This window comes from Aeromonas dhakensis, from assembly GCF_002285935.1.
In the GTDB taxonomy this organism is placed as follows: Bacteria; Pseudomonadota; Gammaproteobacteria; order Enterobacterales; family Aeromonadaceae; genus Aeromonas; species Aeromonas dhakensis.
In genome coordinates this window covers 2,994,606-3,018,438 of sequence record NZ_CP023141.1, presented here as the reverse complement: position 1 = coordinate 3,018,438, position 23,833 = coordinate 2,994,606, and the positions used below count along the sequence as shown (strand labels likewise).

20 protein-coding genes and 1 other RNA gene are annotated in these 23,833 nt (G+C 65.8%); 7 read left to right on the top strand and 14 right to left on the bottom strand.

Annotation, left to right across the window (positions count from 1 at the left end):
• Window positions 1-24 precede the first annotated feature (24 nt).
• Window positions 25-1,053 (bottom strand): MBL fold metallo-hydrolase, encoded by a 1,029-nt coding sequence (locus tag CK627_RS14115; RefSeq protein ID WP_254425311.1) that lies wholly within the window; start codon window positions 1,051-1,053, stop codon window positions 25-27.
• Between the two features lie 119 nt (window positions 1,054-1,172).
• Window positions 1,173-2,156 (bottom strand): aldo/keto reductase, encoded by a 984-nt coding sequence (locus CK627_RS14110; protein WP_026140898.1) that lies wholly within the window; start codon window positions 2,154-2,156, stop codon window positions 1,173-1,175.
• A gap of 193 nt (window positions 2,157-2,349) precedes the next feature.
• On the opposite strand from CK627_RS14110, the gene CK627_RS14105 reads away from it, so the two are divergent.
• A complete protein-coding gene (locus CK627_RS14105; RefSeq protein WP_080761011.1) occupies window positions 2,350-3,330 on the top strand; it encodes a LysR family transcriptional regulator in 981 nt (326 codons plus the stop codon).
• A 48-nt stretch (window positions 3,331-3,378) separates the two neighbouring features.
• Here CK627_RS14105 and CK627_RS14100 read toward each other — a convergent pair whose 3' ends face one another.
• From CK627_RS14100 to CK627_RS14090, 3 genes are read right to left on the bottom strand one after another with little or no spacing between them, the layout of a single operon-like run.
• On the bottom strand, window positions 3,379-4,017 hold the full coding sequence (locus CK627_RS14100) for an SDR family oxidoreductase (protein WP_095592664.1): 639 nt from the start codon (window positions 4,015-4,017) through the stop codon (window positions 3,379-3,381).
• A 49-nt stretch (window positions 4,018-4,066) separates the two neighbouring features.
• Window positions 4,067-4,996, bottom strand: coding sequence for an alpha/beta hydrolase (locus tag CK627_RS14095; protein WP_095592663.1), 930 nt, complete (start codon window positions 4,994-4,996; stop codon window positions 4,067-4,069).
• A gap of 49 nt (window positions 4,997-5,045) precedes the next feature.
• A complete protein-coding gene (locus CK627_RS14090; RefSeq protein ID WP_095592662.1) occupies window positions 5,046-5,963 on the bottom strand; it encodes an alpha/beta hydrolase in 918 nt (305 codons plus the stop codon).
• Window positions 5,964-6,085: 122 nt separating this feature from the next.
• On the opposite strand from CK627_RS14090, the gene CK627_RS14085 reads away from it, so the two are divergent.
• Window positions 6,086-7,006: a LysR family transcriptional regulator gene (locus tag CK627_RS14085; protein WP_095592661.1), complete on the top strand. Its 921-nt coding sequence runs from the start codon at window positions 6,086-6,088 to the stop codon at window positions 7,004-7,006.
• A gap of 413 nt (window positions 7,007-7,419) precedes the next feature.
• On the opposite strand, the gene ffs is transcribed toward CK627_RS14085, so the two are convergent.
• From ffs to CK627_RS14040, 9 genes are all read right to left on the bottom strand, one after another.
• Window positions 7,420-7,516: signal recognition particle sRNA small type (ffs, locus tag CK627_RS14080), an RNA gene on the bottom strand.
• A gap of 102 nt (window positions 7,517-7,618) precedes the next feature.
• Window positions 7,619-8,407, bottom strand: coding sequence for a sulfite exporter TauE/SafE family protein (locus tag CK627_RS14075; RefSeq protein ID WP_095592660.1), 789 nt, complete (start codon window positions 8,405-8,407; stop codon window positions 7,619-7,621).
• 91 nt (window positions 8,408-8,498) lie between these two features.
• Window positions 8,499-9,935: an arginine-ornithine antiporter gene (arcD, locus tag CK627_RS14070; RefSeq protein ID WP_010633821.1), complete on the bottom strand. Its 1,437-nt coding sequence runs from the start codon at window positions 9,933-9,935 to the stop codon at window positions 8,499-8,501.
• A 389-nt stretch (window positions 9,936-10,324) separates the two neighbouring features.
• Entirely contained in the window at window positions 10,325-11,086 is a 762-nt protein-coding gene (locus CK627_RS14065; RefSeq protein ID WP_016350888.1) for an SDR family oxidoreductase, read from the bottom strand.
• Between the two features lie 71 nt (window positions 11,087-11,157).
• Window positions 11,158-12,078 (bottom strand): 3-hydroxyisobutyrate dehydrogenase, encoded by a 921-nt coding sequence (gene mmsB, locus CK627_RS14060; protein ID WP_095592659.1) that lies wholly within the window; start codon window positions 12,076-12,078, stop codon window positions 11,158-11,160.
• A gap of 25 nt (window positions 12,079-12,103) precedes the next feature.
• Window positions 12,104-13,207: an enoyl-CoA hydratase/isomerase family protein gene (locus CK627_RS14055; RefSeq protein WP_095592658.1), complete on the bottom strand. Its 1,104-nt coding sequence runs from the start codon at window positions 13,205-13,207 to the stop codon at window positions 12,104-12,106.
• Between the two features lie 70 nt (window positions 13,208-13,277).
• Entirely contained in the window at window positions 13,278-14,075 is a 798-nt protein-coding gene (locus tag CK627_RS14050; RefSeq protein WP_005301473.1) for an enoyl-CoA hydratase, read from the bottom strand.
• Window positions 14,076-14,198: 123 nt separating this feature from the next.
• A complete protein-coding gene (locus CK627_RS14045; protein ID WP_095592657.1) occupies window positions 14,199-15,356 on the bottom strand; it encodes an acyl-CoA dehydrogenase family protein in 1,158 nt (385 codons plus the stop codon).
• 80 nt (window positions 15,357-15,436) lie between these two features.
• Window positions 15,437-16,948 carry a CoA-acylating methylmalonate-semialdehyde dehydrogenase gene (locus tag CK627_RS14040; protein ID WP_095592656.1) on the bottom strand — a complete coding sequence of 504 codons (1,512 nt, stop codon included), beginning with the start codon at window positions 16,946-16,948 and terminating at the stop codon, window positions 15,437-15,439.
• 245 nt (window positions 16,949-17,193) lie between these two features.
• On the opposite strand from CK627_RS14040, the gene CK627_RS14035 reads away from it, so the two are divergent.
• The 5 genes from CK627_RS14035 to CK627_RS14015 all read left to right on the top strand — a co-directional run bounded on the left by CK627_RS14035 (window position 17,194) and on the right by CK627_RS14015 (window position 23,822).
• A complete protein-coding gene (locus CK627_RS14035) occupies window positions 17,194-18,342 on the top strand; it encodes an isovaleryl-CoA dehydrogenase (protein ID WP_095592655.1) in 1,149 nt (382 codons plus the stop codon).
• On the top strand, window positions 18,339-19,940 hold the full coding sequence (locus tag CK627_RS14030) for a carboxyl transferase domain-containing protein (RefSeq protein WP_095592654.1): 1,602 nt from the start codon (window positions 18,339-18,341) through the stop codon (window positions 19,938-19,940). The genes CK627_RS14035 and CK627_RS14030 overlap by 4 nt, the downstream gene beginning before the upstream one ends.
• Before the next feature lie 9 nt (window positions 19,941-19,949).
• A complete protein-coding gene (locus CK627_RS14025) occupies window positions 19,950-20,789 on the top strand; it encodes an enoyl-CoA hydratase-related protein (protein ID WP_095592653.1) in 840 nt (279 codons plus the stop codon).
• Window positions 20,790-20,898: 109 nt separating this feature from the next.
• The gene (locus tag CK627_RS14020; protein ID WP_095592652.1) at window positions 20,899-22,857 is read left to right on the top strand and encodes an acetyl/propionyl/methylcrotonyl-CoA carboxylase subunit alpha; all 1,959 of its coding nucleotides are present in this window, start codon (window positions 20,899-20,901) and stop codon (window positions 22,855-22,857) included.
• Window positions 22,854-23,822, top strand: a complete 969-nt coding sequence (locus CK627_RS14015; protein ID WP_095592651.1) for a hydroxymethylglutaryl-CoA lyase — start codon at window positions 22,854-22,856, stop codon at window positions 23,820-23,822. The genes CK627_RS14020 and CK627_RS14015 overlap by 4 nt, the downstream gene beginning before the upstream one ends.
• Window positions 23,823-23,833 lie beyond the last annotated feature (11 nt).

Sequence of the window (23,833 nt, the reverse complement as noted above, 5' to 3'; positions counted from 1 at the left end):
CTCACGCTTGAGCCAGACCCAGGTTCACTCCCGCCACCAGGGGCTGCCGCCATGGGGGGCCTGCAAGGTCAGCGGTTCCCCCATCATGGGGGTGGTCAGCGGGATCTGCTGCTCGGCCGCCAGCCGGGTGATCTGCTCCAGCGGCTCATCCCATGGGTGCATGGCGAGATCGAAGGTGCCGTTGTGGATGGGATAGAGCCAGGTTGCGCGCAGATCGTGAAACGCCTGTGCGGTCTGGGCCGGAAACATGTGCACATGGGCCCAGCGCTCGTTGTAGGCCCCCGTCTCGAGGAAGGCCATGTCAAACGGGCCATGGCGCTCCCCTATCTCCTTGAAGCCGGCGAAATAGCCGCTGTCGCCGCTGAAGAACAGCTTGCACTCATCGCTGCGAATGACCCAGGAGGCCCAAAGAGTCTGGTTGCCATCGCTCAGGCCGCGGCCGGAGAAGTGCTGGGCCGGCGTGGCGATGAGTTCAATGCCATCGACCCGGGTCTGCTGCCACCAGTCCAGCTCCCTGATCTTGTGCGCCGGCACGCCCCAGGCGCGGAGCCTGGCCCCGACACCGAGCGGGGTGATGAAGTGCGCCACCCGCCCCTGCAGCGCCACTATGGTGGCCTGATCCAGGTGGTCATAGTGATCGTGGGAGAGGATCACCCCGGCCAGGGGCGGCAGATCCTCAAGAGCCATGGGCGGGGCGTGCCAGCGTTTGGGACCGAGCCATGAGAACGGTGAGGCGCGCTCGCTGAAGACGGGATCGGTCAACCAGAACTGGCCGCGCAATTTGAGCAGCAGGCTGGAGTGACCCAGCCGCCAGACGCTGGAATCCGGAGCCGCCATGACATCCGCAAGGGTCATGGCCTGCACCGGGATGGCGCGATCCGGCAGGGTGCCGGCGGGCTTGCCAAACAGGAAGTCACGCCAGATCCCGACCTCTTTCCAGACACTGCGCGCGGGAGGCGCCACCAGATTGTGAAACCGGCCCGCCCGATACTGGGTTGAGTCCTGGTGTTCGGGCAGACCCGATTGCAATACAGACGAGATAATACCGGCCATCGCGGCTCCTGTGAGTCATAACAACATAAGGGCCCCGGCTAACCGGGGCGACGCGAGCGTTGCCAAGACACGCGGCAGTGGCCGGGTGCCTTGCACGGCTCGCTTTCAAACAGGGCGCCTCAGCGCCCCACCAGTTTTCCCAGGTGCGCCGGGTAGCGCCCCCCTTCCAGCTCGATGCCTGCCACGGCGGCGTCAATGTCGGTCAGCTCGCTGCTGCCGAGCCTGATGGCGGCGGCCCCCAGGTTCTCTTCCAGCCGGTGCAGCTTGGTGGTGCCCGGAATGGGCACGATCCAGGGCCGCTGGGCCAGCAGCCAGGCAAGCGCAATCTGCGCCGGCGTCACCCCCTTGCTGGCGGCCAGATCCCCCAGCACCTCCACCAGGCGCAGGTTGGCGGCGCGGGCCTCCTCGGCAAAGCGCGGCACTATGCTGCGAAAATCGTTCGCCTCGAAGCGGGTATCGGCCTTGATGGCCCCGGTCAGAAAGCCCTTGCCAAGCGGGCTGAACGGCACGAAACCTATCCCCAGCTCGTCGAGCAGCGGCAGGATCGTCTGCTCGGGCTCACGCCACCAGAGGGAGTATTCGCTCTGCAGCGCCGCCACCGGCTGCACCTTGTGGGCACGGCGGATGGAATCGACGCCAGCCTCGGACAGACCGAAGTGGCGCACTTTCCCCTCGCGGATCAGATCCTGTACTGTGCCGGCCACCTCCTCCATCGGCACCTCGGGATCGACGCGGTGCTGATAGAAGAGATCGATGACATCGGTGTTGAGCCGGCGCAGGGATGCCTCGGCCACGGCGCGGATATTTTCCGGCCGGCTGTCCAGCCCATCAGGTACCTTGCCGTGCTTGAAGCCGAACTTGGTGGCGATCACCACCTTGTCGCGAAACGGGGCCAGCGCCTCCCCCAGCAGCAACTCGTTGTCGCCCGGGCCATAGGCTTCGGCGGTATCGAAGAAGGTGACCCCGAGCTCATGGGCGCGCCGGATAAGGGCGATCGCCTCCGCCTTGTCGGTGGCGGGGCCATAACCAAAGCTCAAGCCCATGCAGCCCAGACCGATGGCGGATACCGTCAGCCCGCTGTGACCCAATTGACGTGTTTGCATGCTTGCTCCTTTTCTCACAATGCAGCCGAAACTGCCCTGGTAACCATGGATGCACAGCCCCTTGTCTCAACCAACCCGAAGGGGAGTCAAGCGCTAAAGGCTGGCGCGGTCGATGGACGCACTATAGAGATGGGATAAACATCGAACTAGACGATAAATGACGGAATCAGTTACAACCAAATGATGTAAATCCATGAGCCAGACCATGATCAACGAATTGCGCTCCATCACCACCTTCGTACACACGGCCGAGCTGGGCAGCCTCAGCAAGGCGGCCGAGGCCCAGCAGATCTCTCCCCAGGCCGCCAGCAAGGCGCTCGGGCAGCTGGAAAGCTATCTGGGGGTACGCCTGTTTCATCGCACCACCCGCAGCATGTCGCTGACTGAAGAGGGGCAACGATTTCTGGAGGCGGCGCAGCCTGCCCTGCTCGGCCTGCAGCAGGCCCTGACGGCGGCGCGCCAGACCCGTGAGGAGTTCGCCGGCCCGCTGCGAATAGTGGGCCCGCGCTCCGTGGTGCAGACGGTCATAGGGCCGCTGCTGGAGGAGTACTGCCGCCGCTATCCCGATGTGCAGCCGGATATCCGGCTCGATGACAGGGTCGGCAACTGGGTGGAGGAGCGGGTCGATGTGGGGCTGCGCATCGGCATCTCGCCCCAGGAGGGGCTGATCGCGCGCCGCCTGTTCCCCATGCAGCTCATCATCTGCGCCGCCCCCGCGTATCTGCGCAAATATGGCGTGCCCCTCACCCTGCACGACCTTGCCCTGCATCGCTGCAGTGCCTTTCGCCACGCCGGCAACGGACGCCTGATCCCCTGGTACGTCAAGATGGGGGACGAACTGCAGGAGCATCCGGTGCGCCCGGCGCTCTCCACCAACGACGAGATGGTGGAGCTGGGGGCCGTGCTGGCTGGCGACGTCATCGGCCAGCTGGCCGGGCCGACGGCGGCGGCGCATATCCGCGCCGGCCGCCTGGTGCCCTTGCTGCTCGAGCACATGACCCAGCGGCTCGGCCTGTTTCTCTACTACGGCAGTCGCGCCGCCCAGCCCGCCCGGGTACGCCACTTCATCGATCTGGCGATCGCCAGCCTCGCGGACAACCGCGCCTATGTACTCGACCTGGATGAGCTGGAGCAGGCCCATCGGGCCGGCATGGCGTCGCTGCAAGCGACATGACGCCCGCGCCCCCGTCCCGGCACCGCAGACCAGCGCCCTCGCCCCCCCCTACATGAAGTACGGCTTGTCGCCCTCGCTGCCGGGTTGGTGGATGCCAAGGTTCTCCCCCAGATGCAGCTCGGGCGAGACCAGGATCCGGGTGATGAGATCCCCCACGCTCCTGCGCGACACCACTGTGCCCTGGAAAGGCTGGCCCTTGGCGGTCAGCTCGTAATCCACCTCATCCTCATCGGTCAGCCAGGCCGGGCGCAAGATGGTGTAAGCGAGCCCCGATGCCTCGATGGCGTCCGCCGCACGCCGGTAGGGTTTAAGCTCCTCGCCGATGATGCCGCGATTCCACTGGCCGAACTTGCCGGGCACCTCGTCGTAGATCCCAAGCGACAGCACGAAGACCAGGCGCTTCACTCCGGCGGCTTGCATGGCGGTGATGATCGCCTGGGCCTGCTTGTCCAGGTTGTCGCCACTGAGGTTGGCGTAGACGATCTCTTGTCCTGCCATCGCCTCCTTGAGCAGCGGCTTGTCCAGCACGCTGCCGATCACCCCCCTGGCGTTGGCCGGCTCACGGCCGCTCAACTTCTTTGGGTCGCGCAGCAGCAGGGTCTGGCGGATGTCGCCCTGCCCGGCGAGCCCCTTGACCACCCACCGGGCTATCTGGCCGCTGGCGCCGAGGATCAGTACGTTTCGCATATCGGTTTACCTTGTCGCTTGAATGGGTGGGGATGCCCCCACCGCGGGATCACAGGGTGCGCTGGAAGAAGGGCACGAGGCTTGCCATGGCGATGGCCACCGGCTCGGGTTTATCGTAGAGGTCGTAGTGGGACCAGCCTTCGGCCACGACAATGTGCTTGTCGGTGGAGGCGGCGCGGCCGTAGATCTCCCAGCCGTCCCGATAGGCCCCAAAGCCCCCCGCCTTGTCGCCGATGACCACCATCAGCGGCTGGGTCAGCAGCACCTCGGCATGGAGGAAGGCATCCCACCCCATGGCGGCGCCGGTGAAGGACATCAGCTGGCGGGTCGCGCCATGGGGCTGCTGACCGCGCGCCGTCTTGTAGTACTCGGTGGCCTCCAGCACGTCGATGTCGGTGATGCCTGCCGCGGTGGCCGCTGCCACTGACGCCGGCAGCAGATCGGCGGGCTCCATGGCGCTCCCTTGTGCCTGCGCCGTGCGCATCCGGGCGATGCCCAGGGCCAGCTCAAGAGGCTTGAACTGGGCGAAGCCTTCGCGGATCAGGCGGCCATAGTTGACCCCAGTGATGGAGACCAGCGCCTTGAGGCGGTGATCCGTGATGCCCGCATGGATGGTGTAGGCGCCCCCACCGCACACACCGATGGCGCCGATGCGATCGCTATCCACATAAGGCAGGGATTGCAGGTAATCCACCGCGAAGCGGATGTCGGAGACCCGAATGGCCGGATCCTCGATAAAGCGCGGCTCACCGCCGCTGGCACCCTGGAAGCTGGCATCGTGCACCAGCACCACGAACCCCGCCGCAGCCAGCCCTTTGGCGTAGACATTGCCGGCGGTCTGCTCCTTGCAGCTGCCGATGGGGTGGGTGCTGACGATGGCCGGGTAGCGCTTTTGCTCGTCGAAATCGGGCGGCAGGTAGAGGTCGGCCGCCGTCTGCCAGCCCAGGTTCTGATAGGTCAGGTTCAATACATGGCTCATGATGATGCTCCTCGATAAGCGAGAGGGGTCTCCCCCTCTCGCGGGCCGATTAGTTCAGGGTTCGCAGGAAGAAGGGGGCCAGCATGGCGACGGCCTCGTCGACATGGCGGGGCACATCGTAGAGGGACATGTGATTGGCCCCCTCCACCACATGCAGGGTCTTGTCTGTGCTCGCGGCGCGCGCCAGCAGGTCATCGCTCATCCACTTGCTGCCAGCCACACTTCCTGCCACCGCCAGAATGGGCTGGGTCAGGAAGGCCTCCGCCTTGTGATAGGCGTCGTAGGTGATGATCTGGTTCAGGTTGCGGGTCAGGGCAAAGCCCGGCGCATTGGGGTGCTCGCAGCGCGGGGTATGGTAGTACTCCCAGGCTTCGCGCAGCTCCTCGTTGGGGGCATCCTCTTCACGCAGGGGCGCCAAGGGGATGGTGGCGTAGCCGCTGCCTGCCGCATCTGCGGTGCGGGCCTGGGAGCCGAACGCCAGATACCCCATGGCATCGGCATCCTTGACGCTGTTGTCCCAGCCATTGCGGAACATCTGGCCGATGTTGACCGCGCTGACCATGCCGAGCGCCTTGATGCGGCGATCCTGGATGGCGGCATTGGCGCTGTAGCCAGCGCCGGCGCAGATGCCCATGGCCCCGATCCGGTTCTCGTCGACATAGGGCAGCGTGGTCAGGTAGTCCACCACGGCGCTGACGTCCTCGCTGCTGACATGGGGATTCTCCAGCTGACGCGGCTCGCCCGAGCTCTCGCCCTGATAGGAGCGGTCAAAGGCGATGGCAACGAGGCCCTGCTCGGCCAGCTTGCTGGCGTACAGGCCCGCGGTCTGCTCCTTCACCCCGCCGCCGGGGTGGGAGACTACGACCGCCGGGTATTGTTTGTGCTCATCAAAATGGGCGGGGAAGTGAACGATGGCGGCCATGGTGATGCCTTGGCCGTTGCGATTGGGGAAGGTGACGTGGGACATGGTCGGGCTCTCCGTTAGGTTCAGGGCGTCATGCTTGACGCGATTTCAAGCACATAGTAGTAAGTCTATTGAGCTAGATATACGTACCTATCAAGACATGACTGATTAGCCAGGCTAAACAAATGCCCATAGAACCTTCACTCGTCGCGTCACTGACGTGGTTTGCCCACATCGCCCGTCACCGCAGCTTCACCAAAGCCGCCACCGAGATGGGGGTGACCCGCGCCGCCCTCTCCCAACACCTGAAAGGGCTGGAGCAACAGCTACAGGTGCGGCTGCTCAACCGCACTACCCGCGACATGTCGCTGACCGAGGAAGGGCTGCGCCTGCTGGACGTGCTGCAACCCTCGCTCACGGCCATCGAGCGGGTGGTGAGCGAACTTAATGACTCCCACCTTGAGCCCTCGGGCCTTATTCGCATCAACAGCTCGCGCATCGCCGCACGGTTGCTGATCGAGCCACACATGGGAGAGTTTCTGGCGCGCTATCCGAAATTGCGGCTGGAGTTGGTGATGGCGGACGGTTTTTCCAACATCATCGCCGACGGAATGGATGCCGGCATTCGCCTGGGGGAGAGCCTGGATGAACACGTGGTGGCGGTGCCCATCACTCCGCCTTTGACCATGGCCATTGTCGGCTCACCCGACTATCTCAGGCAGCATGGCACGCCGCAGACCCCGGGCGATCTCACCCGGCACAACTGCCTGGCCTACCGCTTCACCTCCAGCAACACCATCGACCGCTGGTCGTTTACCTCCCCCGATGAGGAGCAGCACACCCAGATCGTCGATCCCAAGGGCAACGCCGTGTTCAACGACGTCGACAGCATGCTGCAGGCGGCCCTGCAGGGGGTGGGGCTGGTCAAACACCTGGATCTGCGGGTGCGCCAGCACCTGAGTGACGGCTCACTGGTGCGGGTGCTCGCCCCCTGGTGCCCCCCCTTCCCGGGGTTTTATCTCTATGTGCCGTCGCGGGTCCAGATGCCGGCCAAGATCCGGGCGCTGATGGATTTCCTGATCGAGAAGCGAACGCAGCTGGCCTGATCCCCCAGTGCTGGCCGTTGCCCGTCAGGCCAGCAAGTGGTTCACGCGCCACCAGTCAAGTGCCTGGGGTTGCCGACGGTCTGACACTTTCCAGCGCCTGGCCGTAGGCGTACGGCAAGCCCTTCTCTTTCAAAAAGGGGTTGTAGCGTGGTGAGAACAAAGAGGATGCAATGGCAATAGAGGCCACGGGCAGTGACTGAGGGAAACATGATCCCAAGGGAACTGCGTGGAAGATCAAGGGGGGACGTTCGCGCTGGACGCCAGGGTCACCTTGCGGTCGCACCTGAGAGCTTGCGGCAAAGAATCGGAAATATGGGATGAAGACGCCAGACTCATCCACATCAAGTGGATGACCAAGAGGTCTTAAGGGGGCTATTAGCTGTAACTTATTGAATTACAAAAACAAGTGGTGGCCCTACCAGCCACATCCCGGCACTCGAGTCCCCCGCCTTGGCTGCTACCTTCCGGTCCTGACCAGGTCGACGGGTTATCAATGCGAGAGGACCAATAGGACCACCGGCGAGGAGAATAGGCAAACTGGCCCCTCAATGCAACGGCTTTCTGCCCTTGCTCGTGCCGTTCGCCTTATTTTTCAACAATCTGGCCAAGGGTTCAGCTAAACAGCATGAATTTGGCACCCACCAGCAGCATCAACAGGGCGAACGCCTGCTTGAGCCGCTGGGGAGAGAGCCGGTGCGCCAGTTTGGCCCCCACCCGGGCAAACTGGGTACTGGTGAGCACTATGCCGAGCAGCGCCGGCAGATAGATGTAACCCAGGCTCCACTCTGGCAGATCCGGGTTGCCCCAGCCGGCGTAGAGGTAGCTGAGGCTGCCTGCCAGGGCGATGGGCATGCTGCAGGCGGCGGAGGCCGCCACGGCGTTGCGCATCGGCACGCTGTTCCAGCTCAGATAAGGCACGGTCAGCGAGCCGCCACCGATGCCAAACAGTGCCGACATCCAGCCGATCACGGTGCCGGCGATGCCGGTGCCGAGCGCCCCCGGCAGATGACGCTCCGCCTTGGGCTTGAGGTTGAGCCCCATCTGCAGCGCCATGGTCCAGGCAAAGCAGCCGATGATGATGTTGAGGGTGCTGGCGCTGAGCAGGTTGGCGGTCATGCCGCCGAGCCAGGCCCCGATCAGCATGCCGGCACCAAGCCGGCGGATCATCACCCAGTCCACCGCACCGGCCTCCTGGTGGGCGCGCAGGGAGCTGAAGCCGGTGAAGATCATGGTGGGCAGCGAGGTGCCGAGTGCCAGATGGGTAATGATGTCGGGGGCGACGCCCTGGGCGTGAAAGCTCAGCACCAGCACGGGCACTATGATGAGACCGCCGCCGATGCCGAACAATCCCGCCAACATGCCGGCGAATGCCCCCAGCAGCAGATAACCCATAAACAGCATAAAAATTCCTTCCGAGGCTCTGCCGCGCACCAGGTCGTGTGCAGCACATAAAAAAAGAGATGGCCCTTGGGCCATCTCTTCATTGTGCCGGTTAACTCAAGGGAATGGTACCGTCCATCACCTTGTAGAAGGCCAGCACGGCGCAACCGAGCAGGGCCGCCGTCATCCCCTGCTCCAGCCGGTTGAGGCCGCGCAGCCCGTGATGCTGGCGCGCCTTCCAGTAGATGAAGATACCGGGGCTGTAGAGCAGCGCCACCAGCAGCAGGTACTCGACCCCGGCGGCATAGACCAGCCAGCAGCCGTAGACGGTCGCCACCAGCGCCAGGAACAGGTCGCGCTTGCGCTGATGGGGCTGACCTGCGTAGGTCTCCCCTTTCAGCGCCAGCTTCAGCCCGTAGGCGCCGGAGAAGACGTAGGGCACCAGCGCCGCCGAGGTGGCGATGTTGACCAGCGCCAGATAGGTGCTGCTCTGGAAGTAGATGATGATGAGGAAGGTCTGTACCAGGCAGGTGGAGCACCAGAGCGACACCTGCGGCGAACCGTTCTTGTTCTCCTTGGCGAACCAGCCGGGGAAGACGCCGGTCTTGCCCGCGATGTAGGGCACTTCCGCCGCCAGCACGGTCCAGCTCAGCAGGGCCCCCATCACAGAGATGACCAGGCCGATGTTGATGAGCCAGGCGCCCCAGGGGCCGACCACGGCTTCCAGGATCATGGCGGTGGAGGGGTTCTTGAGGGCCGCCAGTTGCGGCTGGTTCATGACCCCCAGCGAGAACAGGGTCACCATGACGTAGAGCGTCAGGGCCCCCAGCAGCGCCAGCACGGTGGCACGGCCTACATCCTTGCGATGGCGGGCACGGGCGGAGACCACCACGGCCCCCTCGATGCCGATGAAGACCCAGAGCGTCACCTTCATGGTGGACTTGACCTGATCCATCACGGAGCCCAGCTCAGGGGTGCCCTGACCCCAGATGTCCAGGGTGAAGGTATCCATGTTGAAGGCGAGCAGGATGGCCACGCAGAAGACGATGAGGGGCACCATCTTGGCGATGGTGGTGACTATGTTCACCAGCGCCGCCACCTGGATGCCGCGCAGCACCAGGGCGTGTACCGACCAGATGAGGATGGAGGCGAGCGTGATGGCCACCGGGGTGTTGCCGTCACCGAAGATGACGTTGTCCGGTGTATCGAAGAAGTAGCTGAGGGCGCTGAACACCACGATGGCGTAGGAGACGTTGGCCAGCAGCTGGCAGAGCCAGTAGCCCCAGGCAGCGTTGAAGCCGATGAAATCGCCGAAACCGGCCTTGGCATAGCTGAAGATGCCGCCATCGAGATCCGGGCGACGCATGGAGAGGTTCTGATACACAAGCGCGAGGCAGATCATGCCGATACCTGTGATGGCCCATCCCAAAGCGACGGCCCCGGCACTGGCATGAGCGGCGATGTTTTGCGGCAGACTGAAGACCCCGGCACCGACCATGGAGCCGATCACCAGCGAGATGAGGGCGCCAAGCCCCAGTTTCTTGTCCATCTCAATCCTGTTTAATTAGGCGGCGGCAGAGCGTCCGTATTCATACTGCGCGCAATATGGGAGGGGCTAGAAATCCGTACCCCGTGAAAAAGGCGGCAACTATATTGCATGACTATTCCGACCGCAATCCCTCGTACCGTCAATCATGCACCGCCTTGACCGCGCGCAATTTTACAGCACTGACCCCGGGGGCCTGTGAGCTGGTTCAAATTAAGAAAGACCCGTTGATATTTCACATTTTTCCATGACCTGAGCCCCCTTTTTGCGGATAAGACCTGCATGAGAATGCAGCTTGCAGCCGAGCTCGGCAAACCTGACTGCTGACAAACGTTTCAATAAAAATGCCCCTGCGCCGAGGGCCAGGGGCATCTGCAAAAGAGAGCTGGAATCTAGAGGCGCAAGCCGCCGTCCAGCTCGATCATCCGCCCCGACAGATAGTCATTGGCGAGAATAAAATGCACCGTCTGGGCCAGTTGCGCCGCCTGCCCGAGGCTCCCCACCGGGATGGCCTGCTGCATGCGGGCCATGGCTTCGGGCTTCATCGCCGCCGTCATGTCGGTGGCAAACACCCCGGGGGCGATGCCCATCACCCGGATGCCGTGGCGGGCCAGCTCCTTCCCCCAGGTGACCACCAGGGAGGCCACCCCTGCCTTGCTGGCGGCATAGTTGCTCTGGCCCATGTTGCCGGCGCGGGCGATGGAGGAGATGTTGATGATGACGCCCCCCTCCCCGCCGGTGGCCATCAGCGCCGCCCCCTCGCGCCCGCACAGGAAGGTGCCGGTGAGGTTGACGTCGATGACGCTCTGCCACTGGGCCAGGCTCATCTTCTCCGCAAGCAACCCCTCCTTCACCTTGATCAGCATGCCGTCGCGCAGTATGCCGGCGCAGTTGACGAGGCAGTGCAGGGCCCCGAACTGATCCTTGATGGCGGCGAAGGTCGACTCGACCTCCGGCTCGCTCGCCACGTTGCAGACGAACAGGGCGCAGCGGCCGTCACGGCTGCGCACCTCCGCCTCGGTCACCTCCAGATCGGTGCGGTTGACGTCGATGAGCGCAAGCTGCGCCCCCTGCTCCGCCAGACTCAGGGCGATGGCGCGACCCAGCCCCCTGCCCGCCCCCGTGATGGCGATGACTTTTTGTTTGATATCCATAAATGCTCCTGGTGAGATGGCCGGTGACTATCGAGTCAAAGGCTATCGGGTAAAAAGGTAGATAACGGCCCTTAACCCGGCTCTGTCTTGTCCAGATAGAGTTCGACGATGCTGGAAAAATCCCGGCCCCCCTGCCCCTTGGTGGCGTGCAGGTTGAACAGGTTGCGGGCCAGCGCCCCCATGGGCACGGCGCTGTGGGCATGCTCGGCCAGGGCCATGGCGAGCCCCAGGTCTTTGACCATCAGCCGGGTCATGAAGCCCCCCTGATAGTTGCGCGACGCCGGCACGTTCTCCATCACCCCGGGCCAGGGGTTGTAACGCTCCAGGCTCCAGTTGTTGCCCGAGCTCTTGCCCATGATGGTGGAGAGCACGGCCGGATCCAGCCCCTCCTTGACCCCGAGCGCCAGCGCCTCGGCAGTGCCCGCCATGTGGATGGCGAGCAGCATGTTGTTGCACATCTTGGCAATCTGGCCGGCGCCGAGCGCTCCGGCGTGGAACAGGTTCTGCCCCATGCAGGCGAGCACGGGTCTGGCCGCTTCAAAATCCGCCTGTTCGCCGCCGACGATGAAGGTCAGCGTCCCCGCCGCCGCGCCGGCCACCCCTCCCGACACCGGAGCATCGAGAAAACGGATGCCGCGCGCCTGCGCCGCCGCCCCCACCTGGCGGGCCGAGGCCACGTCTATGGTGGAGCAGTCGATGACCAGGGCGCCGTGCGGCAGGGCCGCCAGCAGATCCTGCCCGCCTCGCTCACCGGCGCTCTCGCCAAGCCAGAGGCTGCGCACATGCTCCCCCGCCGGCAGCATGCTGATCACCAGCTCGCAGCCGCTCACCGCCTCGCGGGCATCGCCAGCGGCGATGCAGCCAGCCTCGATGGCGCGGGCCAAGCTCTCGGCCACCAGATCAAACACCTGCACTGTGTGCCCCGCCCTGGCCAGGTTGGCGGCCATGGGGCCCCCCATGTTGCCAAGCCCGATAAATCCAATCCTTGTCATGGTCTGTTCCTTGTGTGATCCCGTGTCAGCGGGGGCGCAAGGGGTTGTCCCCCTCGGGCCAGCGATAGAAGGCATCCAGCCAGGCCTCGCCAGTCTGCGGGGCCTGCCAGCGGGGGGATTTGTCCTTGTCGATGAGCAGGGCCCGCACCCCTTCCACGAAGTCCCCTCTGAGCACGCAGTTGACCGAGAGGGTCAGCTCGTCGGCAAACACCTCGGCCAGCGACTGGCGCCGAGCCTGCCAGAACTGGCGCCAGAGAATGGCGCGACTGATGGGGCTGCCGCTCTGGCAGGTCGCCCGCGCCTGGGCCAGCGCCGGTTCGTCCAGCTCGGCCCCATCGAGGCGTGCCAACACCCCTTGCAGGGAGCGACCGGCCAACAGCGCATCGATGCGGGCCTGGTGGGGTAGCAGCACGGGGGCAGGCAGCGTCTGGCCAAGAGATTGCTGCAAACCGGCCAGCAGCCCCTCGAGCTGCTCGCTGGCGTCGACAGCGCCGGACCAGTCGAGGGCGGCGAGGCGCGCCGGCAGCTCCGCCCGCTCGTGACTCGCCATGGCGTGATCCGCCAGACCCAGGCCGATGGCGTCCGCCCCGTTGAAGCGGGCCCCGGTGAGGCCGAGCCAGAGCCCGAGCCGGCCCGGCATGCGGCTCAAAAACCAGCTGGCCCCCACGTCGGGGTAGAGGCCGATGGTCACCTCCGGCATGGCGAACAGGCTCTTCTCGGTCACCACCCGAAAACCGGCCCCGGCAAAGAGGCCGATGCCGCCCCCCATGCAGATGCCGTCCGCCACGCAGATGAGGGGCTTGCTGTAGCAGTGGATGTGGTGATCGAGCCGGTACTCCTGCAGGAAGAAGTCGCGAGCATAGCCGAACAGTGCCGACTCGCTCGCCTCCTGCTTGCGGTAATAAAAAGAGCGGATGTCGCCGCCGGCGCAAAACGCCTTCTCGCCGGCCCCCTGCAGCAGCACGCAGACGATGGCCGGATCCTGCTCCCAGCGGGTCAGCGCCCCCTGCAACAACTGGATCATCTCAAGGCTCAGGGCATTGAGGGAGGCGGGGCTGGCCAGGGTCAGCATGCCGATGTGGCGACCATCCGCGGTGGGGTGGGTCTCGATGCGCACAGGCTCACTCATGGCTGGCCTCCGCAGACCGGGTATCAGCCCCTGCGACACGGCGGGCCGCCATCATTACCTCGTTCATCCTTCACTCCCTTTTCAACGGCGTGGGTTGGTCGTAGTGCCAGCGCGGGGCCCGCTTCTCGAGGAAGGCGGCCACCCCTTCGCGCTGGTTGGCATCGTCAAACAGGGTGAGGAACAGGCTGCGCTCCAGCGGCAGCGCCGCGTCCCGATGGCCGCTGCGCCCCTGATTGATGAGGGTCTTGCAGGCGCGCAGGGCGCTCGGGCTCTGGCGCTCCACCAGCTGGGCCATCTGGTGCGCCGCTTCCCAGGCGTGCCCCTCCTTCACTACCTCCTCCACCAACCCCATCTCGTAGGCCAGGGTGGCGCTCACCTTCTCGCCGCAGAGGATCATCCGCTTGGCCCAGCCCGGCCCCACCAGTTCGGTGAGGCGCTGGGTGCCGCCGGCGCAGGGCAGCAAGCCCACCGAGGCCTCCGGCAGGCCCAGCTTGGCCTGCTGCTCGGCGATGCGGATGTCGCAGGCCAGCGCTACCTCGAGGCCCCCGCCCATGGCGTAGCCGTTGATGGCGGCGATGCTGACCCCGTGAAAGCGGGCCAGCGCCTCGAAGGCGCGGCCAAAGGCCTCGGCCACTTCGCGGGCGTGCTCCAGGTTGCCGTCGGCAAACATGTTGAGATCGGCGCCGGCGCAGAAGAACTTGTCTCCGGCCCCGCGGATCACCAGCGCCACCACGTCGGGGCGGCCATCGAGCTCCACCATCATCTGCAGGAAAGCCTGCAGGCTGGCGAGCGTCCAGGTGTTGGCGGGAGGATGGTCGAGGGTGATATAGGCCACGTGACCGTGATATTCGAGCCTGATCCTTGTCATTGCGTTGTCCTTGTCAAAAAACCTGCCCCATGATGACAGGGTTGAATGGAGCCGACCTGCGGCTGGCTCACAAAGCCTGACGACGAGTCACGCCAACCGCGTCGTCAGGGCGGCCCCCTCTCGCTACTCCAGCGCCAGACCGGGCTCGGCCAGCAGTCGGCGGGCGATGATGAGCCGCATCACTTCATTCGTCCCCTCCAGAATGCGGTGAACCCGGGTATCGCGCAGGTAGCGCTCGAGCGGGTACTCGCGGATATAACCATAGCCGCCAAAGAGTTGCAGGGCGTCGTCGCAGATGCGGTGACCCACGTCGGTGGCAAAGCGCTTGGCCATGGCGCACCAGGCGCTCTTGTCCGGCGCCCCGGCATCGAGTCTCGCGGCCGCCTGACGCACCAGCAGCCGGGCGGCGGCGAGCTCGGTGGCCATGTCGGCCAGGCGAAACTGCACGCTCTGGAATTCGCTGATCGGGTGGCCAAATTGCTGGCGCTGCTGCACATGGGCCAGGGCATCGTCGAGGGCCTGCTGGGCGGTGCCGACCGAACAGGTGGCGATGTTGATGCGCCCGCCATCGAGCGCCTGCATGGCGAACTTGAACCCCTCGCCCTCCTGCCCCAGCCGGTAACGGGCGGGAATGCGCACGGCGCTGAAATTCACCTCACGGGTCGGCTGGCTGTTCCAGCCCATCTTCTCCTCCGCCTTGCCGTAACTCACGCCGAGGCTCTGGGCCGGTACCATGAAGGCGGAGATCCCCTTCGCCCCCTCGCCACCGGTGCGGGCCATCACCACCAGCACGTCTGTGCTACCGGCGCCCGAGATGAACACCTTGCTGCCGTCGATGACGTAATCCTCGCCATCGCGCACGGCGCGGGTCTTGAGGGCCGCCGCGTCGGAGCCGGCCCCTGGCTCGGTGAGGCAATAAGAGCCCAGCAGCTCGCCGCTGGCCAGCCTCGGTACCCACTCCTCGGCCACCTCGGCAGGCAACCAGCTGCCCAGCATCCAGCTCACCATGTTGTGGATGGTCAGATAGGCGGTGGTGGAGGTGCAACCCATGGCGAGGCGCTCGAAGATAAGGCTGGCATCGAGTCTCGGCAGGCCGAGGCCGCCATACTGCTCCGGGGTGTAGAGGCCGCAAAAGCCAAGCGCCGCCGCCTGCTTGATGGTGGGGACGGGAAATTCATGTTCCTTGTCCCAGCGCGCGGCGTGGGGCTTGAGCGCCTCCTCGGCAAAAGCGCTGGCGGCCTCCACATAGGCCTGCTGATCCGGGGTCAGGTTAAAATCCATCTTGTTCGCTTCCTTTTACTTGTTCGGTCGTTCCGTGTCTGTCAATGGGGCGCCCGGACAACCCGGGCGGCATCCTGCCGTCAGCGCAGTTGGATGGTCATGTTGGGGCCGGTCGGGATGTCTTCGTCGAACCAGCGTTCGGTCACCGTCTTGGTCTCGGTGTAAAAACGCACCGCCTGCTTGCCGTAGGCGTGCAGATCACCGTAGAAGGAGCCACGCCAGCCGGTGAAGGAGAAGAACGGCAGCGGCACCGGGATGGGCACGTTGATCCCCACCTGGCCCACCGCCACCTCGTGACGGAACTTGCGGGCGGCAGCGCCGCAGCCGGTGAAGATGGAGGTGCCGTTGCCGTAGGGGTTGTCGTTGATGAGGGCGAGCGCCTCATCGAGGTTCGCCACCTCGAGGCAGGCCAGCACGGGCCCGAAGATCTCCTCCTTATAGATACGCATCTCGGGGGTCACGCCGCGAAACAGGGTCGGCCCCACCCAGTTGCCCACGGGGTAGCCGGGCACGTCGCAGAAGCGGCCGTCCAGCAGGCACTCGGCCCCCTCGGCGATCCCCGCCTCGATAAGCCCCTCCACCCTGACTTTGGCCTCCGGGCTGATGAGGGGGCCGTAGGCGGCTTCGGGATCGTGCCAGACACCGGGCTTCACCTTGGCGAACTCGGCGGCAAGCTCGGGGATCCACTCCCGGGCACTGCCCACGAACACCGCCACGCTGATGGCCATGCAACGCTGACCGGCGGCGCCGACCCCGGCCCCCACCAGGTTGCTCAGCACCTGCGCCTTGTTGGCATCCGGCATGATCACCATGTGGTTCTTGGCACCGACAAAGCACTGGGCCCGCTTGAGCTGGGAAGTGGCGCTGCGATAGACGTGGCCGCCAACCCGGGCCGAGCCGACGAAGCTGACCGCCTTGATGTCGGGATGGGCCAGCAACGCATCCACCTGCTCGGCGCCGCCGTGCACCACCGACAGAATGCCCTTGGGGGCCCCTGCCTCGGCAAACAGCTCGGCCAGGCGCATGGGGGTGAGCGGATCCTGCTCGGAGGGCTTGAGCACGAAGCCGTTGCCGCAGGCCACCGCCAGCGGGAACATCCAGAGCGGGATCATGGCCGGAAAGTTGAAGGGGGTGATGCCAAGGCAGACCCCGAGGGGCTGCACCCAGGAGTGGCCGTCGACCCGGCGGGCCACGTTGCCCATGGTCTCCCCCAGGGTCTGGCTGGCGATGGCGCAGGCCTGCTCCACCACCTCGATGCCGCGCCACACATCCCCTTTGGCATCCGCCAGGTTCTTGCCGGTCTCCTGAGCCAGCAGGGCCGCCAGCTCGTCGTGATGCGTCTTCAACAGATGCTGGTAGTTGAATATCACCCGGGCCCGCTCGGAGGCCGGCACCTCTCGCCACAGCAGATAGGCGTCGTGAGCGGTGCGCACCGCCAGCGCAATTTCCGCCGAGGTGGCCTTTGGCACTCGCGCCAGCAGGCTCTGATCCGCCGGGTCGGTCACCTCGATCCACTGCTCGCTCGCGGAAGGGTACGCCTCCCCGCCGATGTGCAGCGGCACGTCACCGAACCGGGTCTGATGGTTGTTCATGGGCACTCTCTCCTTGCTGGCACATCATGGGCCGTTTGCGGGCGGGCCATGAGCACTCCTGTGACGGGGACCATCACGACCGGGCAATCGCCCTTGCCATCATGGCGCAACAAATTTACCTTAGACTAACAATCAATTTACGTTTACGCTAACGTAAACTTAAATCACAAATGGACTGACCAGTTTGGCCCCCTGTTTCAGCTCGGCCGCCAGGCTGTCACCCCCTTCATATGAGGAGAGCAAGGATGCATGCAGTGATGGACGAGACCCTGTGCGCCCTGACCGAGCAGGTCGAGGCCTTCTGCCAGAAAGTGATCGCGCCGCGGGCCGGCGACATCGATCAGAGCAACATCTTCCCCCGCGATCTCTGGCCCCGGATGGGTGAGCTGGGGCTGCACGGCATCACGGTGGCGGAGGAGTATGACGGGGTGAGCCTCGGCTATCTGGCCCACGTGCTGGTGATGGAGCAGGTGAGCCGCGCCAGCGCCTCGGTCGGCCTCTCCTACGGCGCCCACTCCAACCTCTGCATCAACCAGATCCACCGCCACGGCACGGCGGCGCAGAAAGCGCGCTACCTGCCGCCGCTGGTGGGCGGCGAGCATGTGGGGGCGCTCGCCATGAGCGAGCCAGGCGCCGGCTCCGACGTGGTGAGCATGCGCCTCACTGCGGTGCGCGAGGGGGATCACTTCGTGCTGAACGGCAACAAGATGTGGATCACCAACGGGCCCGATGCCGACACCTTCGTCATCTATGCCAAGACGGATCCCGCCGCTGGGCCCAAAGGGATTTCTGCCTTTATCGTCGAGGCGGGGACCCCAGGTTTTTCCACCGCCCAGAAGCTCGACAAGCTCGGCATGCGCGGCTCCAGCACCTGCGAGCTGGTGTTCGACAACTGCCGGGTGCCGCAGGAAAACCTGCTGGGCCCCCTGCACGGCGGGGTCAAGGTGTTGATGAGCGGGCTCGATTACGAGCGAGTGGTGCTGGCGGCCGGCCCGCTCGGCATCATGCAGGCCTGCATGGACGTGGTGCTGCCCTATGTGCGCGAGCGCAAGCAGTTCGGCCAGGCCATCGGTGAGTTCCAGCTGGTGCAGGGCAAGCTTGCCGACATGTATACCCGCCTCGCCAGCAGCCGGGCGCTGGTCTATTCGGTGGCGAGCGCCTGCGATCAGGGCCGCACCAGCCGCAAGGATTGTGCCGCCGCCATCCTGTTTGCCGCCGAAAACGCCACCCAAATGGCGCTCGATGCCATCCAGCTGCTCGGCGGCAACGGCTACATCAACGAATACCCCACCGGCCGCCTGCTGCGGGACGCCAAGCTCTACGAGATAGGCGCCGGCACCTCGGAGATCCGCCGCTGGCTCATCGGTCGCGAGCTGATGGGGGATAATGCATGAGCAGGATCCACTCCCGTCTCGACACCGCCAGTCCCGACTACGAAGCCAATCAGGCCGCCATGCAGGCCCTGGTCGACGATCTCAATGCCCGCCTGGAGGAGATAGCCTTGGGCGGCGGCGCGGCCAACAACGCCCGCCATCAGGCCCGCGGCAAGCTGCTGCCCCGCGAGCGCATCAACCAGTTGTTAGACCCGGGCTCCCCCTTTCTCGAGCTCTCGGCGCTGGCCGGCTGGCAGGTCTATGACGAGCCGGTGCCCGCCGCCGGCATCCTCACCGGTATCGGCCGGGTCTCTGGGCGCCTGTGCATGCTGGTGGTGAATGACGCCACCGTGAAGGGCGGCACCTACTACCCGCTCACGGTGAAAAAGCACCTGCGTGCCCAAGCCATCGCTGAGCGGCTGCGCCTCCCCTGCCTCTATCTGGTGGATTCCGGCGGCGCCTTCTTGCCGATGCAGGACGAGGTGTTCCCCGACCGGGATCACTTTGGCCGCATCTTCTACAACCAGGCCCGCATGTCGGCCCAGAACATCCCGCAGCTGGCGGTGGTGATGGGGCTCTGCACCGCCGGTGGTGCCTACGTGCCCGCCATGGCGGACGAATCCATCATGGTCAGGGAGCAGGCCACCATCTTTCTGGCGGGCCCGCCGCTGGTCAAGGCGGCCACCGGCGAGGAGATCAGCGCCGAGGCCCTGGGCGGCGCCGAGGTTCACTGCGCCCACTCCGGGGTGGCGGATCACATGGCCCGCGACGATGCCCATGCCCTGGCCATCGCCCGCACTCTGGTGACCCACTTGGGCAATGAGCCGGTAGAGACCAACCCCGGCTACGAGCCCCCCTGCTACCCCATCGAGGAGCTTTACGGCCTGGTGGGCACCAGCCTCAAGCGCCCCTATGACGCACGGGAGCTGATCGCCCGACTGGTGGATGGCTCTGACTTTGACGAATTCAAGGCGCTGTTCGGCACCACCCTGGTGACCGGTTTTGCCCGGATCTGCGGCATGCCGGTGGGGATCCTCGCCAACAACGGGGTGCTGCACAGCGACAGCGCCCAGAAGGGGGCCCACTTCATCCAGCTTTGCAACCGGCGCGCCATCCCGCTGATCTTTTTGCAAAACATCACCGGCTTTATGGTGGGAAGCCAAGCCGAGCGCGAAGGGATCGCCAAGCACGGCGCCAAGCTGGTCACCGCGGTGGCCTGCAGCCGGGTGCCCAAGATCACCCTGGTCGTCGGCGGCAGCTTTGGCGCCGGCAACTACGGCATGTGCGGGCGTGCCTACGACCCCGATTTTCTGTTCAGCTGGCCCAACAGCCGTATCTCCGTCATGGGCGGCGAGCAGGCGGCCGGAGTGCTGGTGCAGGTGCGCCGGGACAAGCTGACCGCCGAGGGCAAGAGCCTGAGCGAGCAGGAGGCGGCCGCCATCCGCGCCCCGGTGATCGAGCAGTACGAGCGTCAGGGCCACCCCTATTACGCCAGCGCTCGGTTGTGGGATGACGGCGTCATCGACCCGGCCCAGAGTCGCACCGTGCTGGCGTTGGCGCTGGCGGCCTGTCAGGGGGCCGAGACAGGCCCGGAACAGTACGGCATCTTCCGGATGTAAGGAGTTCACATGTCCGATCCATTCAGTCACGACGTCCAGCCCGGTTTTCGGCTGGAGCGACACGGCCCGCTGGCCGAGCTGGTGCTGTCGCGCCCGGCCCGCCACAACGCCTTCGACGCCGACCTCATGCTGGGGCTGCTCGACTGCCTCGACGAGCTGGCCCACACCCACGGCCAGGCCCTCGCCGACCGCCCCCACGCCTTGCTGCTGCGGGCCGAGGGCAAGCATTTTTGCGCCGGCGCCGATCTTAACTGGATGCGCAACCAGGCCCATGCCGATTTCGAGCACAACCGGGAAGACGCCCGGGTACTGGCCCGGTTGATGCAAACCCTGGACGAGCTTCCTTTCCCCACGGTGGCGCTGGTGCAGGGGGCCGCCTATGGCGGAGCGCTTGGCCTGGTCTGTGCCTGCGATCTGGTGCTGGCCGCCGATGACGCTCGCTTCTGCCTCTCCGAGGTGAGCCTCGGGCTGGTGCCTGCGGTGATCAGCCCCTACGTGGTGCGCGCCATGGGAATGCGCCAGGCCCGTGCCCTGATGCTCAGCGCCGACCCGTTCGATGCGGTCACTGCCTGCCGCCTCAACGTGGCGCACCGGCGCTGCCCGCCGGATCAGCTGCTGGCCGAAGGACGCGCGCAGGCCCTGCGTCTGTGCCGCAACGGGCCAGAGGCGATGAAAGAGACCAAGCGGCTGCTGGCCGCCCTCGAGAGCCACAGCGCCAGCCTGCACGAAGAGAAAACCGTCGAGACCATCGCCCGGGTACGGGTCGGTCTCGAAGCCCAGGAGGGGATGCAAGCCTTCTTCGACAAACGCTCCCCCAGCTGGCGTCCCCGTTTCAAGGATGAGACATGACTCAATACCACCCCATCAAGCACCTGCTGATCGCCAGCTGTGGTCAATATAACTGGCGTGTGGATCAACACGCTTCGCACTTGTGCGCCTTGAACGACAGGGAGCCAGCATGACCCATCACGCTCCAATTAAGCGTCTGCTGATCGCCAATCGTGGCGAAATCGCCGTGCGGATCATCAAGACCGCCCGGCGCCTCGGCATTCACACCATCGCCCTCTACTCGGACGCCGACGCCAGCGCCATGCATGTGCGCGAAGCCGACGAAGCCTGGCATCTGGGGCCGGCCCCCGCCCGGGAGAGCTACCTCGACACCGGCAAGGTACTGCGTATCGCCCAGCTGGCGAACGCCGACGCCATCCACCCGGGCTACGGTTTTCTCTCCGAGAACAGCGACTTTGCCGCCGCCTGCGAGCAGCGGGGCTTGCGCTTCATCGGCCCAAGCGGCGCCGCCATCCTCGCCATGGGCGACAAGTCCGGCGCCAAAGCGCTGATGCAGGCCGCCGGCGTGCCGGTGCTGCCCGGTTATCACGGCGCGGATCAGCACCCGGAGTTTTTGCGCGATCAGGCGAGCCAGGTGGGCTTTCCGCTCCTTATCAAGGCGGCCAGTGGCGGCGGTGGCAAGGGGATGCGCCGGGTCGATCAGCTGGCCGACTTTGACGACGCCCTGGCGGCGGTCAAGCGGGAGGCAAGTTCTGCCTTCGGTGACGACCATGTGCTGCTGGAGCGCTATCTCGCCTGCGCCCGCCACGTGGAGGTGCAGGTGTTTGCCGATACCCTCGGCAACGCCATCTATCTGGGGGACCGGGACTGCTCGTTGCAGCGCCGCCACCAGAAGGTGATCGAGGAGGCCCCCGCCCCCGACATTCCTCCGGCGCTGCGCCGTGCCATGGGCGAGGCGGCCGTCGCCGCCGCCCGTGCCATCAAGTATCGAGGAGCCGGCACCATCGAATTTCTGCTGTGCGGGGAGGAGTTCTTCTTCATGGAGATGAACACCCGGCTGCAGGTAGAGCACCCGGTCACCGAGGCCATCACCGGCCAGGATCTGGTGGCCTGGCAGCTGGCGGTGGCTGAAGGCAAGCCGCTGCCGCTCATCCAGGATGAAGTGGTGCTGCGCGGCCACGCGGTGGAGGCGCGCCTCTACGCCGAGGACGTGGCCGCCGGTTTTCTGCCCGCTAGCGGCCCCATCCAGTGGCTCAGCTGGCCCAAGGGAGTGCGCATCGATACCGGCGTCGGCGCCGGCGATGCGGTGAGCCCCTATTACGACCCCATGATCGCCAAGCTGATCGCCCATGCACCGAGCCGCAGCGAGGCCTTTGCCACCCTGGCCGACGCGCTGGCGGCGCTGGAACTCGGCCCCTTGGTGCACAACGGCCCGCTCTTGCTGCGCCTGTGCGAAGAGCCCGAGGTGCTGGCGATGCGCCACCACACCCAGTGGCCCATTCCCACCGACACCCTGCCCGTCCCGGCGATCGCCTGGCCGCTCGCCGCCCTCTGGCTCGCCAGTCGCCAGCGCGATGCCTCCCCCTGGCAGCAGGCAACAGGCTTTCGGCTCGGCCCCACCCGCAGCTTCAGCGCAGCGGTGCGCATCGACGAGGAGGCCCGCGTGTTGACCCTCACCGAGCGGGCAGGCGCCCTGCTCTGGCAGGGCGAGCAGATCCCCTTCGAGCTTGGGCCGGATCATATTCGCCTGCAGCAGGCCGGCAACTGGCAACGCTACCCGCTGCAGTCCCTCGGCGAGGGCGACTATCTGCTGCAACTGGCGGGCAGGCGCATCCGCTTCTCGGCCGATGATCAGCATCATCAGCTGCACCATGATCACCAGGTGGGCGCCGGCATCCTGGCCCCCATGCACGGCATAGTGGTGGCGCTGCAGGTCGAGGCCGGCCAGCCGGTCAGCAAGGGGCAACCCCTGCTGGTGCTGGAGGCGATGAAGATGGAGCACGTCCTCAAGGCCGACCGGGATGGGGTGATCGAAGCGCTGCAGTGCCGCCAGGGCGAACAGGTGAGTCAGGGCGCCGTGCTGGTGCGCTTTGCCGAAGAGCAGACCGAGCAGGAGGTGCGCTCATGAACCGAGCACAGGAAAACCGGGACGACAAGGTCAGCCTGGTGGAGATGGGGCCGCGGGACGGCCTGCAAAATGAAGCCGCGACCCTCTCGCTGGTGCAGAGGCTGGAGCTCATCGCCCGGCTGGCCGAGAGCGGGCTGCAGCGCATCGAGGTGGGCGCCTTCGTGTCGCCCAAAAAGGTGCCGCAGATGGCGGATTCCGCCGCACTGTTCGACGCCCTGCCGCGCAAGGTTGCAACCCGTTACGGCGCCCTGGTGCCCAATCTGCAGGGGCTGCAGGCCGCCATCGCCGCCCGCGCCGACGAGATAGGCCTCTTCACCGCCTGCTCGGACGGCTTTACCCGGGCCAACATCGGCATCAGCGTGGAGGAGTCGCTGGTGCGCTTCGCCCCCCTGGTGCAGGAGGCACGCCGCCTCGGCATCAAGGTGCGCGGCTACCTCTCCACCGTCATCGCCTGTCCGTTCGACGGCCCGACCCGGCCCAAGCGGGTCGCCGCCATGGCCGAGCGACTGCTGGATCTGGGCTGCCACGAGATATCGCTCGGCGACACCATAGGCGTCGGCACCCCGGGCACCGTGGCCCCCATGCTGGATGCGGTGCTGCACGAGATCCCGGCCGGCCGGCTGGCGGTCCATTTTCACGACACCTATGGCCAGGGGCTGGCCAACCTGCTGCCGGCGCTGGAGCGCGGCATCCGCACCATCGACAGCTCGGTGGCCGGGCTCGGCGGCTGCCCCTATGCCCCCGGCGCCTCCGGCAACGTCGCCTCGGAGGAGGTGGTCTATCTGCTGCACGGCCTTGGCATGAGCACAGGCGTCGATCTCGACAAGCTGGCCGCTACCGGCCAGTGGGTGAGCGAGCAGCTCGGCCGCCCCAACGGCTCGCGGGTCGGCCGGGCCTTGCACGCCAACGCCGAGCGGCTGCGCACGCGGCTGTGCCAGCCATCCCCGCACTCATCCCCGCACTAAGGAGCCCCGCC

Coding starts and splice junctions, on each gene's coding strand:
- CK627_RS14090 (WP_095592662.1), bottom strand. CDS start 5,963: ATGTCCCACGTCACCTTCCCCAATCGCAACGGCCAAGGCATCACCATG.
- CK627_RS14075 (WP_095592660.1), bottom strand. CDS start 8,407: ATGCTGTTTATGGGTTATCTGCTGCTGGGGGCATTCGCCGGCATGTTG.
- CK627_RS14065 (WP_016350888.1), bottom strand. CDS start 11,086: ATGGATATCAAACAAAAAGTCATCGCCATCACGGGGGCGGGCAGGGGG.
- CK627_RS14020 (WP_095592652.1), top strand. CDS start 20,899: ATGACCCATCACGCTCCAATTAAGCGTCTGCTGATCGCCAATCGTGGC.
- CK627_RS14115 (WP_254425311.1), bottom strand. CDS start 1,053: ATGGCCGGTATTATCTCGTCTGTATTGCAATCGGGTCTGCCCGAACAC.
- CK627_RS14095 (WP_095592663.1), bottom strand. CDS start 4,996: ATGAGCCATGTATTGAACCTGACCTATCAGAACCTGGGCTGGCAGACG.
- CK627_RS14015 (WP_095592651.1), top strand. CDS start 22,854: ATGAACCGAGCACAGGAAAACCGGGACGACAAGGTCAGCCTGGTGGAG.
- CK627_RS14055 (WP_095592658.1), bottom strand. CDS start 13,207: ATGAGTGAGCCTGTGCGCATCGAGACCCACCCCACCGCGGATGGTCGC.
- CK627_RS14035 (WP_095592655.1), top strand. CDS start 17,194: ATGCATGCAGTGATGGACGAGACCCTGTGCGCCCTGACCGAGCAGGTC.
- mmsB (WP_095592659.1), bottom strand. CDS start 12,078: ATGACAAGGATTGGATTTATCGGGCTTGGCAACATGGGGGGCCCCATG.
- CK627_RS14085 (WP_095592661.1), top strand. CDS start 6,086: ATGCCCATAGAACCTTCACTCGTCGCGTCACTGACGTGGTTTGCCCAC.
- CK627_RS14025 (WP_095592653.1), top strand. CDS start 19,950: ATGTCCGATCCATTCAGTCACGACGTCCAGCCCGGTTTTCGGCTGGAG.
- CK627_RS14040 (WP_095592656.1), bottom strand. CDS start 16,948: ATGAACAACCATCAGACCCGGTTCGGTGACGTGCCGCTGCACATCGGC.
- CK627_RS14030 (WP_095592654.1), top strand. CDS start 18,339: ATGAGCAGGATCCACTCCCGTCTCGACACCGCCAGTCCCGACTACGAA.
- CK627_RS14105 (WP_080761011.1), top strand. CDS start 2,350: ATGAGCCAGACCATGATCAACGAATTGCGCTCCATCACCACCTTCGTA.
- arcD (WP_010633821.1), bottom strand. CDS start 9,935: ATGGACAAGAAACTGGGGCTTGGCGCCCTCATCTCGCTGGTGATCGGC.
- CK627_RS14045 (WP_095592657.1), bottom strand. CDS start 15,356: ATGGATTTTAACCTGACCCCGGATCAGCAGGCCTATGTGGAGGCCGCC.
- CK627_RS14050 (WP_005301473.1), bottom strand. CDS start 14,075: ATGACAAGGATCAGGCTCGAATATCACGGTCACGTGGCCTATATCACC.
- CK627_RS14100 (WP_095592664.1), bottom strand. CDS start 4,017: ATGCGAAACGTACTGATCCTCGGCGCCAGCGGCCAGATAGCCCGGTGG.
- CK627_RS14110 (WP_026140898.1), bottom strand. CDS start 2,156: ATGCAAACACGTCAATTGGGTCACAGCGGGCTGACGGTATCCGCCATC.